Here is a 14,526-nt window from a genome sequence, read left to right on the forward strand (position 1 = left end):
CGGGGCGTAGACTCCTAGAGAAGTGATGGCTGCAATGTACTCTCAATGTGTCGGGAAAAGCAACGCCACTTTGCTCTTCAGTCAGGAAAGCTACAATTTTTGTGAGCGAACCCTGCTAAGGAAGTGACATACCGTTTCGCAACGATGAATCAAACGAGTGCCTACTGAAAAAGCAAACTAGTGAGCGGCGCACAATCAGCGACGACATACGTTCAGTGTGTCTTCTCAGCATTTTGATGCGTCAAACACACAGGCAGAAAGACCTGCCTGTTTAAAATTAGATAAGGACGATTTAATGAAAAAATTTATCAACGTTGCGTTGCTAGGCATGTTGTTTTCTGCACCCACGTTTGCAGATGAAGCATTTGTTATTAAGTTGGTGGATCCACTCGATGAAGAAGAATTTTACTGTTTAGATATCACCGGGCACAAAACCAGCTTGAAACTTGATGACCCACTACAAGCCCACACCTGTAAAAAGGCGTCTGACGATCAATTGTTCGTTTTAGAACAAAGCACGTTAAAAATGCCAGCGTATGACCGCTGTCTAACCGCTGCAGGTTCGAGTAATACGTCTCTGCCCGGCAGTACATTGTTAGTGAGGGAGTGCAATGGTGGCGTGACGCAAAACTTTAGTGTGTTGGAGTCAGGGAAAGTGCAATTGGAAGGTTCTGACCTTTGTATTGCGGCGGGTAATGTGAGCAAAGTGGCGTCGGGCCCAAGCATTTGTGGCGAATCGCGAGCTTACAACCTTGTTCTACGACCGATCCCAAGTTGGTTACGTGGCAATTAGGCCACTGATTCCCCTACAAGAGAGTTCAATGAGCAGAGGTCGCCCTTCGCTCATTGTTTATTGCTAATGGCCAGTGCTCATTCGCGATTCTTTTGCCTTTCCGCACTCACGTACATCACATTGCATGCCCCCGGTGTAATGTTCAATACGCCAAATGAGTCATAAGGTGGCTCTCCCTGCTCTTCATCCAGTATCGCGATACCTTTGGGGTGTTTCCTTAGTGAAATCGTCAGCATCTCGCCGTTGTCGAGTTCAATGAACACTTCATTGCTTGAGATCTCAATTTCATTCCCTTGCTCATCTTTATAATAAGCACGGTAGTCATTTTTCTCTGACATCTTTGGTTCCATTTAAAATCCTTCGAGGAATAAGCATATCACTGTGTCGCAATAGCAGTGACCGTTTTTCATCAACATGCGCACTTCGCCTGGAGGTCAATAAAAATACGGCTTTCGAATATAAATCGCTTTGCGAAATTAAAAACTCAAAAAACAAAGCACTCAATATAAGGCGAGTATATGGGGAAATTAAAACTTTGAGCAAGCCACACTGTTCAAGCCGACACTTATCTGACTTCAGTTTTTAAAACCATGCTTCATTTCATATTTTTGATCTACGTTTACACTGTCGATTAAGAATTATTCCAACGATCACATATCCCGCACAAAAACCCCATAAATTGAGCCTTGTAGATTATTTCACCATCTGGTTCACATTAAATATCTTCGTACTCAATATACTCGAAAAGGTAAACGTTTTCACAACGGTGTTTTGAAGAAAACTTACACCCTACAACCTATATAAAATAACAACATTTAGGACCTACCCTATGAGAAAGCTGACTGTACTAGCAATGCTCACCGCTGGATTGGGATTCGGCGCACCGGCTCTGGCTGACACGACTTTGGGCTTTACCATTTATAAATACGACGACAACTTTATGTCCGTAGTGCGTCAGGCAATCGAAAAAGAAGCGAAGGCCGATGAAGACACACGTCTTCTGATGAATGACTCTCAAAACAGCCAATCCATGCAAAATGACCAAGTGGACGTCATGCTGGCTCGTGGCGTTCAAGCATTGGCGATTAACCTTGTTGACCCTGCTGCGGCACCAACCATCATTCAAAAAGCGAAAATGGATGACGTGCCAATCGTCTTCTTCAACAAAGAACCGTCTAAGTCAGCCATGGCAAGCTACGACCAAGCTTACTACGTGGGTACGGATTCCAAAGAATCAGGCATTATCCAAGGTGAGCTGATTGCGAACCAATGGAAAGCGAACCCAGAGTGGGATAAGAATGGTGACGGCGTTCTTCAATACGTCATGCTGAAAGGCGAGCCAGGCCACCCAGATGCGGAAGCACGTACAAGTTACTCTGTTAAAACACTGAACAACATGGGCATCACTACCGAAGAACTCCACATGGATACTGGTATGTGGGATACCGCCATGGCGAAAGACAAGATGGATGCTTGGCTGTCTGGCCCTAACGGCAGCAAGATTGAAATCGTTATCGCGAACAACGATGGCATGGCAATGGGTGCTGTCGAAGCACTGCGCGGTGCTGGCACCAAACTTCCAGTTTATGGTGTAGATGCACTGGCTGAAGCACTGGCACTGGTTAAATCTGGCGACATGGCAGGTACCGTGCTGAACGATGCAAACAACCAAGCAAAAGCGACGTTCGAACTGTCTCGCAACCTTGCAGAGGGTAAAGAAGCCGCAGAAGGCACACAGTGGAAAGTTGAGAATAAAGTCGTGCGTGTTCCTTACGTCGGCGTTGATATCAACTCCATCGAAAAGTTCATGTAACAACCCAGTAGGAGGGACATCCCCTCCTACCCTTTTCTATTTATTTTTTCCTCAACAAATACTGAGCGACGATACTCGCCACCTGATGGATCGCGATTTCCAGCAATGTAATTGTTCATCAGAATAATAAAGAGATGCCATGCAAGAAACATCACACGAATTTCTGTTAGAAATGACAGGCGTAAGTAAGTCATTTCCAGGAGTTAAGGCATTAGACAACGTTAATTTAAAAGTTCGTCCACATTCTATTCACGCATTAATGGGTGAAAACGGTGCCGGCAAATCAACGTTATTAAAATGCCTGTTTGGTATTTATGAGAAAGACGAAGGTGATATCGTTTTTCTTGGTAAACACATTAATTTCTCGTCATCAAAAGAAGCACTGGAATCTGGTGTTTCAATGGTTCATCAAGAGCTAAACCAAGTAAAACAATGTTCAGTGATGGACAATATTTGGTTGGGCCGCTATCCCAAAAAAGGTTTCTTTGTCGACCACGATAAAATGTATCGCGACACAAAAGCCATTTTTGAAGAACTCGATATCCGCATCGACCCTCGCGTTAAAGTTGCCACGCTCTCTGTCTCTCAAATGCAGATGGTCGAAATCGCCAAAGCCTTCTCCTACGATGCCAAGATCGTCATCATGGACGAACCGACCTCTTCTTTGACCGAGAAGGAAGTCACTCACCTTTTCACCATCATCAACAAGCTGAAGGAAAAAGGCTGTGGCGTGGTTTATATCTCGCACAAGATGGAAGAGATCTTCGCGATATGTGATGAAATCACCATCCTGCGAGACGGCCAATGGGTGGATACTCGCCCACTTGAAGGGCTAACCATGGATCAAATCATCGCCATGATGGTAGGTCGTGAACTCACTAACCGCTTCCCAGAAAAGACCAACACACCGAAAGAAGTGATTCTAGAGGTCAAAAACCTTACTGCGCTCAACCAGCCTTCGATTGAAGACATCACCTTTGATTTAAGAGCCGGTGAAATTCTGGGTGTCGCCGGTCTTGTGGGCTCGCGTCGCACAGACATTGTAGAAACGCTGTTTGGCGTTCGTGAGTGCAGCCACGGTCAAATCCTACTTCATGGCAAAGAAATGCGTAACCGCGATGCCAATGAAGCCATCAACAACGGGTTTGCACTGGTCACGGAAGAGCGCCGTTCAACGGGTATCTATTCTAACCTCGACATCACATTCAACTCACTCGTTGCCAACGTGAACGAGTACAAAACGCCTTACGGACTGCTTAGCAACGCAAAAATGAAAAGCGATACCCAGTGGGTGATCGACTCCATGCGCGTGAAAACCCCGTCTCACCAAACGCCGATCGGTTCCCTTTCTGGCGGTAACCAACAAAAAGTCATTATCGGGCGTTGGCTGCTGACTCAACCTGAAATTTTGATGCTGGATGAGCCGACACGCGGTATCGACGTGGGCGCGAAGTTCGAGATTTACCAACTGATCTTGGAGCTGGCCAAAAAGGACAAAGGGATCATCATCATTTCTTCTGAAATGCCTGAGTTGTTGGGGATTACGGACCGAATTCTGGTGATGAGTAACGGACGCGCCGCAGGCATCGTCAACACCAAAGAAACCTCGCAAAACGAAATATTAGAGCTGGCTTCTCGCTATCTGTAGGACTGAATTATGGATGCTGTAAAAACATTTGCCTTAAAGCACCTAAAAGAAGGTGCAATCTACGCGGTACTTTTAATCCTGCTGGCGGTTATCGTTATTCAGGAGCCGTCATTCCTGAGTCTGCGTAACCTGAGTAACATCCTCACGCAATCGTCTGTTCGCGTCATTATCGCACTGGGTGTTGCAGGTCTTATTGTTACACAAGGTACCGACCTTTCAGCGGGTCGTCAGGTAGGTCTCGCTGCCGTTCTGTCCGCTACCCTGCTTCAATCTGCAGATAACATCAACAAAGTGTTCCCAAGCTTGGGCGAAATCCCAATTGCTGGTGTGATCATCGCTGTGTGTTTGGTGGGTGCAGTTATCGGTTTAGTGAACGGTTTTATCGTTGCTTATCTAAAAGTAACGCCGTTTATCGCAACGCTGGGTACCATGATCATCGTTTATGGCATCAACTCGCTGTATTACGACGCCGTCGGTGCTTCTCCGATTGCAGGCTTTGACCCTCGCTTTACCGAATTCACCCAAGGTTTTATTCGTTTGGGCGACTTCCGATTCTCCTACATTACCTTCTACGCCATTATTGCCATCGTATTCATGTGGATTCTTTGGAATAAAACCGTATTTGGTAAGAACATCTTTGCTGTGGGTGGTAACCCAGAAGCAGCCCGCGTATCTGGCGTTAACGTGCCGATGACACTGCTTAAAGTGTATGCCCTGTCAGGTGTGTTCTATGCCTTCGGTGGTATGTTAGAAGCTGGCCGTATCGGTAGTGCAACCAACAACTTGGGCTTCCTCTACGAACTTGATGCTATCGCAGCCTGTGTGGTCGGCGGCGTATCATTTGCTGGTGGTGTCGGCAGTATCGCAGGCGTTGTAACGGGCGTGCTTATCTTTACCGTTATCAACTACGGGATGACCTACATCGGTGTTAGCCCGTATTGGCAATACATCATCAAAGGCAGCATCATCATCTTCGCGGTGGCGTTGGATTCTATGAAATACGCCAACAAGAAATAAACTCCATACCTAAACACCTAAGTCAAAGCCTCTCAAACGAGAGGCTTTTTTTGTTCACTTTCATCACCTTTGTCGTGTTTTCACATCGTTTCTACCTTCTTTCCACATTCTCTCTACCATACTTTTGCTAAATCGCTGCCAGGTTCTATGTCGATTGAAAGTGCTTTTCAGCATTGGGACGAACTTTTCCCTTTTCATAGGTCAATATACCTAAGTCATTAGGGCACAGACCCGCAGGTAACACACTGAGAGATAAGAATGAAAATACTCGTAGTCGAAGACGAGCCGCGTTTGGGCGAACAGATTGTTGAGACCCTAGAAAAAAATGATTGGATCGCTGAGCTATCTCAAGATGGCATTGATGCCCTTTACCGCGCCACATCAGAGCCATGGGATGCCATTGTGCTCGATCTTGGCCTGCCAAAAATCGACGGGTTAACCGTGCTCAAAAGCATCAGGGATGAAAACATCAACACGCCAGTGATCATTTTGAGTGCACGAGACACGCTCAGCCAGCGTGTTGAGGGCTTGAATGCTGGCGCGGACGACTACCTCACCAAACCGTTTGAGATGTTAGAACTCACTGCACGTTTGCGCGCGCACCTTCGCCGCGCATCAGGTACGGCATCACCAGTTCTTCAGCTTGGTAATTTGAGCTTAGATACGCGTTCATCAGCTGTTTTGTGGCATGGTCAACCCGTGAGCTTTACGGCACTGGAATACAAAGTTATCGCCCACTTCATGCATAATCCTGACAAGATCATTTCAAAAACGGAGCTGACAGAACACATCTACAAACAAGATTTCGAGCGCGACTCGAATACCATCGAAGTCTTCATTGGTCGTATTCGTAAAAAGCTCTCCCCTGACATCATCAAAACCGTTCGCGGGATGGGGTATCAGTTTAATGCGCAGTAGAGTCAGTTACATTGGCAAGCTCAGCCTAAAAAGCCGTTTACTGTTAGCCACCGTGGTGTGGCTAACCGTCATGGTGACCATTGCAGGAATTGGTATCCCTTTTTTGATGCACGATTATTTGGTCGATAACACTAAAGAACGCCTGCAACTTTCAATGAATGAATTGGCAACGGAATTACGCACCAACCCTGAAGGGGAACTAACACTCTCTAAACCACTTTCTGACCCGCGTTTTGGCCAGCCTTTCAGTGGCCTTTATTGGAGCGCGTCTTCTGACGGAAAGGTACTGCTTCGCTCCCTGTCTTTGGCTGGCAAAGACTTTTTCATCAAAGAACAAGGGCCATTGAAAGACACACACGGCGCACGCAAAGAAGCCCTTATCACTATTGAGCAATCCTTTGTGCCTGAAGGCGGAAACAAGTTGGTGACCATCACGATTGGTATTGATGACGATCCAACGGAAGATGTGCTTCAAAGCCTGACCAGTAAACTTTGGGTGATATTGGTGATGCTTTTTATCGGCGTATTGGTGTTGTTAGGGTTGCAGGTCGCATGGTCGTTATTGCCGTTGAACGACATGCAGCGTGAACTTGTGGCGTTGAAAGAAGGTAAACAGGACTCGCTCAGCACCAATTACCCGCAAGAAGTATCGCCTCTTGTATCAGATCTCAATGCCGTGTTGTTTCACTATCACGAACTGCTTTCGAGGGCACGTAACCACGCAGGCAATCTTTCCCACGCGTTGAAAACCCCCTTGTCTGTTTTGAAAAACGACATCATGACATTAGATGAATCAGCACAAAAAATGCTGATGCCATCAGTTCAACAAATTCAGACTCAGATTGATTATCACCTTGGCCGTTCTCGCGTGGCAGGCTCCATGAATATCTTGGCCGTCAAAGCTAATCCGTGTGAACGCGTTGATGCGATTACCATGGCGTTTGACAAGATCTACGCTTCAAGAACCGTGATTGTGGTGAATGAACTAGACGACGACATCTTCGTCGCCGTCGAGCAAGCCGACCTTGATGAAATGCTGGGTAACCTGCTTGAAAATGCCTACAAATGGGCGAAAGGATTGGTGCGCGTCTATTCCCAATCGAAAGGCGATAGCGTTATTTCCATCAGTATTGAAGATGACGGAAACGGCATCCCCGATACCGAGATGACGAATGTTCTGGAACGCAGTGTTAGGTTGGATGAATCAACACCGGGAACCGGTTTAGGACTCAACATCGTTAATGAAATCGCCCATAGCTATCGCGGTGATCTCACGCTTAGTCGCGGCAGCATGGGCGGGTTGAAAGCAACGTTGACGGTGAATCTCGCGCGCTGAATATCTGTACTTAGTAATACTCAGCGCGTATTTATCTCGTTAAGACGCGTTGTTCGCCAGCAGCAACTCGCTCTCGTTAACGACAAGCACTCTGCCATCGCTGTAGTAATCATGAGCTTCGTCTACCACCAATGGCGTCATGGCTTGAAAGTAGTTTGTCGCCATTGATGGTATCTCGGTGTTGAGCTGCGCTGCTAGCTTGTCACGTTCAGCGTCAATGTTTGGGTCGATGCTGTGAAGAACAGTCAGGATCCCCGAATACATGGTGAGTTTTAATCCATCGTCGTAGCTAACCGCGCCGACCCAAGTTGGCTGGTTAGTTGCTTCATCGACGCCCGCTTTCCACCAGCGAATGTGTGAACGTTTCAGCAAGTCACCCGGCAGTTGAAAAGCTAAATCCTGTGGTCGTTCATTCCAGAATAAATCCGATACCGGCGGTGTTTGCGCCTTTAACAAATCAATGTACACCGACGGGTCAATGTCACTGCGCGAAAAGGTTTTGTTCTCAACCCACCCCAATCTTTCCATCATTGCCTTTGGTGACTCACCGACGTAAAGCACATTGATGCCCTGCGCATCAAAGACCGGTGATTTACCTGGATACACTTTGTAGTTCAGTGCCGCATGTTCAACCGGCAAGTTAGATTGCGTATCCTGAAAGTTGTCTGAGTACCAAAAGAAATGGCTGTAGTTCACCGCTAACATTGCAGCCAGAAAGAATGCGGCGGTTTTGGGTACCCATTTTTTCCAGCCATATCGGTAGCCAAGCCAGCCAAACACTAGTGTTCCCCCCATCGCCATCAGGCTGTATTTATGCTCGTTAACGATAGTCAAAAACGTATCTAGGATCGGGAACTGCTCGACGCCAGCCGCTAACAAATACCCCCAGAAAATAAACTGCCCAGCCCCCAGCATTAAACCGATGGACGAAAACAGTGAGAATTTCGTCCACGACACTTTCTGCATACCCGCAAGGAAAGGAACAACCCATGCAACAGGCCCAAGCAAGCGGGCGAACACCATTGCGAACGTTCCTTTTTTGGCCATCAACAATCGGCAGCGTGCAAACACGCGACGTGTTTTCGGACGCCATTTCATGATCTTTTGTTGCGCTGGCTTACCGTATTTTCGCCCTATTAGATAACTACATTGGTCGCCAAGAAATCCACCTAGCAAAACCATCACGGCGGCGGAAACAATGCCTTCGTGCAGTTGATAGCCCGCTGCCAGCAGAAAGGGCTCTGCTGGCACGAAAAAGTTCGGACCAATCAATGCATCAAAAAATCCGCCCAGAAATAAACCCAAAGACCCAAACATAATTGCCTCGTGTTCCTACTGACTGTCTGCGTTATTTCTGTTCGTCGTAGTGACCGAACTTATATTCCATTTCGTTGTTGCGCATCTCGCCAAAGAAGAAACGGCGAACATTGGCTTTCAAATACACAAGGCCAGTGGCAAACAAGCCATCTTGATCTAAACGGCGCGGGTCAAACTGAAACGCTTGGTTGATGAAGCGAAAACGCATGATTTTGCTTGCTCGGCGAACGTAGTCACAGTCTTCACAAAGCGTGATCTTTTCATCGAAGCCATTCAGTCTTTGATGGGCAGTGCGCGTGGAAAAGATACAAGCACCAACTGCAGTTGGGAAAAAGAACTGGGTGGCAAACATGCCTGCATTGAACGCACCGTAAGAAAGCTTCTGAATGGTCGGTAGGCTGCTTGCGCCCATGTAGACACCTGCCACGTCGAGGCTTTTTTCATTGAGTTCTTTGACAGATTTTTCGAGGAAGTCTGGCGACAAACGAACGTCTGCATCTAAAAACAGAATGCGCTCAAAGTTTGCCAATGAAGCACCCGTGTTTCGGCCGAGGCTCACACCGCGTGTTTCCATGCGATGAACCGTTAACGCTGGCAGGTGATTCTTAAACGAGTCCGCCACATCTCGGGTTGCGTCATCGCTGTTCGAGTCCACAAGGATCACTTCAAAGTCTTGGTGTGTCTGTTGGTACAAATCGTCCAACAAGCGACCGATACGTTTTTCTTCGTTAAGCGTAATGATGACAACACTGATAGGTTCCATAATTTCTTCCTTACCTTTGTTTTGAGTGCGGTAAGGAGAATAAAACGCAAGGACTTAACCCACAGTGAGGACGATATTCAGGTTCGGTTCATGTAGAAGGAGTTGGCGTTTCAGGTTCAGCGCACGTGCTTTAAGCCGCCTCAATCAAAGCTCAATCATCACATCCCACTCGCAGAAGCCGAGCGAAACCAATCGTTATTCAGTCGCAATCATGAGACCCAATCAGCGCCATTTACGTGATCTTGATCGAAGAAGGCTTCCACTTTACCGGTAACAATTAATTAACGTTACCGGTAACTTTACGCTTTACACAGACGACAACAGCAACCTTACAGATGGTCATTCCGACTACACGGACATTACTAAGGATACTATGGATATGAAAAAGCTGACAAAAGCCGTGCTGGCTACCACCCTTTCCTGCGTACTCTCAACGCCTGCACTCGCCGCCGATTTCAAACTGAAAATTCAATCGTCTGATCCATCGGGCGATCTTAACTACCAACTCCAACAAGAATGGGTTGAGCGTGTTGAGGAAATGTCCAACGGTCGCATTGATATCGACCTCCTCCCAGTAGGCTCTATTGTCAAACACACAGAAACACTGGGTGCCATCAAACTCGGTGTGATTGATGGCCACGTTACTGCGACAGGTTATTTTTCCGGAAAAGATCCTGCGTTTGGTTTGATTGGCAACATGGTTGGCGCATGGTCTGACACCACACAACTGCTGCAATACATGAACTATGGTGGTGGCAATGAATTGATGACCGAACTGTATGCACCTTACGGCGTGCAGTTTGTTGGTGCGTCAACCACTGGCGTCGAAGCTTTCATTTCTAAAAAGCCGTTGGATGGCGTGGACGATCTAAAAGGCCTGAAACTTCGCGCGCCGGAAGGTTTGGTTCAACAAGTGTTTGCAGCGGCAGGCGCAACGCCAGTTAATTTGCCAGGTTCTGAAGTGTTTACTGGCCTCAGCAAAGGCGTTATCGACGCGGCAGATTACACCGTGTTCTCAACCAATCAAAAAGCTGGCATGAACGACATTGCAACGCACCCTGTTCAACCGGGATTCCACTCGCTACCTCTGATTGATATTTCGATCTCTCAAAAGAAATGGGATGCGATGCCTGCTGATCTGCAAGAAATCCTACGCACCTCTGTCCGCGACTTCTCTTACGACATTACCACGCAGCTAAAAATCGCAGACCAAGCCGCAGTAAAAGAGGCTCTGGCAAATCCAGACATTACAATTCACAACTGGTCTGACGAAGAACGTAAGAAATTTCGTGAAATCGCGAAAACCCAATGGAAGGTGTTTGCAGAGCGCTCACCGAACGCACAAAAAGTGTATGACTCTGTGACGACCTTCCTGACCAGCAACGGGCTTCTGTAACTCACCTTTGTCTTTTGTGAGGAGGGTTAACGCCCTCCTCTGCTCAGGGAAGCTCTTATGGAAAAGACAACACCTTCTTCATCAGGTGATGAAGAAACCATGAACATTCTCGACACGGCTATTTATCGGCTCGGCAACACACTCAGTGTGCTTTTTATCGTGACTGCGCTGATTTCCTTTTACGAAGTGGTCATGCGCTACGCCTTTGATGCACCCACGATCTGGGTACACGAAACGGCGTCGTTTATAGGCGGTGCGCTGTTCATTATCGGCGGTATCTATGCCTATGCGACCAACAAGCATGTGCGCGTTGTGTTGGTGTATGACGCAGTTTCACCTCGCGCCCGACTGTATCTGAATATTGTGCACCATGTGTTCGGCCTCGCATTTGCCATCATGCTCGCTTACGCCGCCTATCTGGTTATGCAGGAATCTTGGTTTGCGCCTTGGGGCGATTTAAGGCTCGAAACGTCTGGCTCAGTGCTAAACGCGCCATACCCCGCGCTGCTCAAAGGACTGCTCTTTGCTGCCTTATGTGTTCTGGTGCTTCAAATGGCGTTGCACCTGCTTCAAGACATCAATCGATTAAGGATGACGAAAGATGTTTGATTTGTCCTCAATGGGACTCGCATGGGGCAGTATCCTCATGCTGACAATGATGATTGCTCTGCTCCTCACTGGAATGCAACTTGCCTTCGTCACTGGCTTTGTCGCGCTCTTTTTCACGCTCGGTTGGTTCGGCGCAGATGCGCTACCGCTAATCGCCAGCCGAACCTTCAGCTTTGTATCGGGCTATGTGTTCCTCGCCGTGCCAATGTTTGTGCTTATGGCTTCCATACTCGACCGCTCTGGGATTGCGAAAGATTTGTTTAACGCCATGCGAATCGTTGGCCGACGTGTTCGCGGTGGCGTTGCAATTCAAACCCTACTCGTTGCCGTAGTGCTCGCCTCAATGAGCGGTGTAATTGGCGGCGAAACCGTGCTTCTTGGCATTCTCGCCTTGCCGCAAATGCTGCGCCTTGGCTATAACCGCAAACTCGCTATCGGCACCACCTGTGCGGGCGGTGCGCTAGGGACCATGCTTCCACCGAGTATCGTGCTCATCATCTATGGCATGACGGCCAGCGTCTCGATTGGTGACTTGTTCAAAGCGTCCTTTATCCCTGCACTCATTCTCGCCTTTTGCTACATGGCTTATGTGCTCATTCGATGCTACCTCGACCCGTCGCTTGCGCCAGATATCACTCTCGAAGAAGACAACGAAGATATGAGCTACATGAAAGCCCTTTTCTTTCCGCTTTTATCCGTCGCTGTTGTGCTTGGCAGTATTTACAGCGGCATCGCCTCGGTGACTGAAGCCTCGGCTTTGGGCGTAGTAGGCATCATTTTGAGTGCATGGATCCGTGGCGAGCTTAGCGTCAACATGTTGGTTGAAAGTGCCATCGCAACCATGCGCACGTGCGGCATGATCATTTGGATTGGTATCGGCGCGAGTGCATTAGTGGGTATCTATAACCTGATGGGCGGCATTGATTTCGTGGGAGACGTTATCCTGTCGCTAAGCGGCGGCGGAGCACTGTCTACCCTGTTGATCATGATGGTGATTTTGCTGATCTTGGGCATGTTCCTCGATTGGGTAGGTGTTGCCTTGCTGACCATGCCTATCTTCGTTCCCATGATCACGCAACTGGGATACGACCCTATTTGGTTTGGTGTGGTCTTCTGCCTCAATATGCAAGTGTCGTTTCTATCTCCACCTTTTGGCCCCGCCGCTTTCTACCTCAAATCCGTGGCGCCGAAGGACATCAGTTTGGGGGAGATATTCAGCTCGCTGCTGCCTTTTATCGCCATTCAGATCGTGGTGCTCAGCATGACCATTGCTTGGCCTGAACTTGCGATGTGGTGGAAATAACGATGCGCTTACTCCGTATCAACAGACCCTAGGAATAGCGAAAACGATAAGGACAAACTGGGCATATGAAACAGAGAAAGATTTTGCTAATGGGCGTTTCAGGCGCAGGGAAAAGCCTGATTGGTCAGAAAGTCGCCAACAATCTTGGTATCCCCTTCTTTGACGGTGATGACTATCATCCTAAAGAGAACGTAAAAAAAATGCGCCAAGGCACGCCGCTGAACGATGAAGATCGCCAAGGCTGGCTAAAAACACTGAATCAGCTTTTTATCGAAAAACAGTCACTTGTCCTCGCTTGTTCTGCGCTAAAACAAACGTATCGCAACATGTTGGCGGAAAACAACGAAGACATGGTTGTTGTTTATCTGAAGGGAGATTTCGATACCATTTGGTCTCGCCACAAGAAGCGCGATGACCACTACTTTACTGGCGAGCGCATGTTACGAAGTCAGTTTGAAACACTTGAAGAACCAACACGCGATGAAGCCATTTATATCGATATTTCAAAAAGCGTCGATGACGTTGTCGCACAAGTAGTTGCGGCACTTAATGTTGAATAAGCAGGTCAATAAACGCGATGTGTCAGGGTGGAGAATAAGTACCAGCGATGATGAAAAAGAAGAAAAGACCCACGCTTCAAGACATCGCCGACAGCGTAGGCGTGACGAAGATGACGGTTAGCCGCTGTCTTCGTGACCCAACGCAAGTCTCCCCAGAGTTACGAGACAAAATCGCCGCCTCCGTGGAAGAGCTCGGTTACATCCCAAACCGCGCACCGGATATTCTTTCCAACGCCAAAAGTCAGGTCATTGGCGTACTTGTCCCCTCTTTAACCAACCAAGTCTTTGCCGAAGTATTAAGGGGCATAGAGACCGTTACAACGCCTGCGGGTTACCAAACCATGATTGCCCACTATGGTTACAGTGCAGAACTGGAAGAACAAAGCATCGCCTCTCTGCTTTCTTATAACGTTGATGCCATCATTTTGTCGCAGACAACACACACAGATAAATCACGCAAAATGCTGGCGACCGCATCAATTCCTATCGTAGAAATCATGGACTGTGTTTCTCCCGTCGTTGAGCAAGCCGTTGGGTTTGATAATACAGCGGCTGCTGAAGCCATGACGCGTGCAATGATAGAAAAAGGCCACCAGCGGATTGCCTACTTTGCTGCCCGCATGGATCAAAGAACCATTCAAAAAATGCAGGGATACGAGAGAGCCATGCAAGCCAGTGGCCTGTCACCTTTTACTCTGCAAACCGAGGAAGCATCTTCGTTCACACTAGGCTCAACCTTGCTCACTCAAGCCTTAGATGAACACCCAGACGTAGATGGTATTTTCTGTACCAACGACGATTTAGCCATCGGCGCACTCTACGAATGCCAACGTCGAAACATTAAGGTACCGGATGACATCGCCATTGCAGGTTTCCACGGACTCGACATCAGCAAGGCCATGGTGCCAAGACTCGCCACCGTGGTAACACCCAGAGAGCAAATTGGCAAAGTCGCCGCCGAGCAACTTTTGGAAAGGCTAAAAGGCCGAACTATCTGGCGAACTGCCATCGACCTTGGTTATCACATCGAGATGGGTGAGAGTCTTTAAGTTT

14 protein-coding genes are annotated in these 14,526 nt (G+C 47.9%); 11 read left to right on the top strand and 3 right to left on the bottom strand.

Annotated elements, in window-relative coordinates; translation table 11 throughout:
- Positions 1-295 precede the first annotated feature (295 nt).
- Complete coding sequence (locus ATN88_RS03685) at positions 296-793, top strand: RICIN domain-containing protein (RefSeq protein ID WP_067411584.1); 498 nt, start codon at positions 296-298, stop codon at positions 791-793.
- A 77-nt stretch (positions 794-870) separates the two neighbouring features.
- On the opposite strand, the gene ATN88_RS03690 is transcribed toward ATN88_RS03685, so the two are convergent.
- The gene (locus ATN88_RS03690) at positions 871-1,143 is read right to left on the bottom strand and encodes a hypothetical protein (RefSeq protein ID WP_067411588.1); all 273 of its coding nucleotides are present in this window, start codon (positions 1,141-1,143) and stop codon (positions 871-873) included.
- Between the two features lie 479 nt (positions 1,144-1,622).
- Between ATN88_RS03690 and mglB the strand changes: the two genes are divergently transcribed.
- The 5 genes from mglB (at position 1,623) to ATN88_RS03715 (ending at position 7,525) form a co-directional block, all read left to right on the top strand.
- A complete protein-coding gene (gene mglB / locus ATN88_RS03695; protein ID WP_067411591.1) occupies positions 1,623-2,606 on the top strand; it encodes a galactose/glucose ABC transporter substrate-binding protein MglB in 984 nt (327 codons plus the stop codon).
- Positions 2,607-2,745: 139 nt separating this feature from the next.
- Positions 2,746-4,254: a galactose/methyl galactoside ABC transporter ATP-binding protein MglA gene (gene mglA, locus ATN88_RS03700; RefSeq protein WP_067411594.1), complete on the top strand. Its 1,509-nt coding sequence runs from the start codon at positions 2,746-2,748 to the stop codon at positions 4,252-4,254.
- A gap of 9 nt (positions 4,255-4,263) precedes the next feature.
- Positions 4,264-5,271, top strand: coding sequence for a galactose/methyl galactoside ABC transporter permease MglC (mglC, locus tag ATN88_RS03705; protein ID WP_067411596.1), 1,008 nt, complete (start codon positions 4,264-4,266; stop codon positions 5,269-5,271).
- A gap of 258 nt (positions 5,272-5,529) precedes the next feature.
- Entirely contained in the window at positions 5,530-6,189 is a 660-nt protein-coding gene (locus tag ATN88_RS03710; RefSeq protein WP_067411598.1) for a response regulator transcription factor, read from the top strand.
- On the top strand, positions 6,179-7,525 hold the full coding sequence (locus tag ATN88_RS03715; protein ID WP_067411601.1) for an ATP-binding protein: 1,347 nt from the start codon (positions 6,179-6,181) through the stop codon (positions 7,523-7,525). Before ATN88_RS03710 ends, ATN88_RS03715 begins: the two co-directional genes overlap by 11 nt.
- A gap of 39 nt (positions 7,526-7,564) precedes the next feature.
- Here the strand turns inward: ATN88_RS03715 and ATN88_RS03720 are convergent, their stop codons facing one another.
- Entirely contained in the window at positions 7,565-8,842 is a 1,278-nt protein-coding gene (locus ATN88_RS03720; protein WP_067411604.1) for an LssY C-terminal domain-containing protein, read from the bottom strand.
- 31 nt (positions 8,843-8,873) lie between these two features.
- Entirely contained in the window at positions 8,874-9,605 is a 732-nt protein-coding gene (locus ATN88_RS03725; protein WP_067411607.1) for a glycosyltransferase family 2 protein, read from the bottom strand.
- Positions 9,606-9,984: 379 nt separating this feature from the next.
- Here ATN88_RS03725 and ATN88_RS03730 point away from each other — a divergent pair, with 379 nt between their 5' ends.
- The 5 genes from ATN88_RS03730 to gntR all read left to right on the top strand — a co-directional run bounded on the left by ATN88_RS03730 (position 9,985) and on the right by gntR (position 14,522).
- Positions 9,985-11,001 (top strand): TRAP transporter substrate-binding protein, encoded by a 1,017-nt coding sequence (locus ATN88_RS03730; RefSeq protein ID WP_067411610.1) that lies wholly within the window; start codon positions 9,985-9,987, stop codon positions 10,999-11,001.
- A gap of 57 nt (positions 11,002-11,058) precedes the next feature.
- On the top strand, positions 11,059-11,610 hold the full coding sequence (locus ATN88_RS03735; RefSeq protein ID WP_067411613.1) for a TRAP transporter small permease subunit: 552 nt from the start codon (positions 11,059-11,061) through the stop codon (positions 11,608-11,610).
- Positions 11,603-12,913: a TRAP transporter large permease gene (locus ATN88_RS03740; RefSeq protein WP_067411616.1), complete on the top strand. Its 1,311-nt coding sequence runs from the start codon at positions 11,603-11,605 to the stop codon at positions 12,911-12,913. The genes ATN88_RS03735 and ATN88_RS03740 overlap by 8 nt, the downstream gene beginning before the upstream one ends.
- Before the next feature lie 65 nt (positions 12,914-12,978).
- Positions 12,979-13,473 (top strand): gluconokinase, encoded by a 495-nt coding sequence (locus tag ATN88_RS03745; protein WP_067411619.1) that lies wholly within the window; start codon positions 12,979-12,981, stop codon positions 13,471-13,473.
- Positions 13,474-13,520: 47 nt separating this feature from the next.
- Positions 13,521-14,522: a gluconate operon transcriptional repressor GntR gene (gene gntR / locus ATN88_RS03750; RefSeq protein ID WP_083539406.1), complete on the top strand. Its 1,002-nt coding sequence runs from the start codon at positions 13,521-13,523 to the stop codon at positions 14,520-14,522.
- Positions 14,523-14,526: the final 4 nt, after the last annotated feature.

Origin of the sequence: Enterovibrio coralii (assembly GCF_001559595.1) — a bacterium.
Lineage (GTDB): Bacteria > Pseudomonadota > Gammaproteobacteria > Enterobacterales > Vibrionaceae > Enterovibrio > Enterovibrio coralii.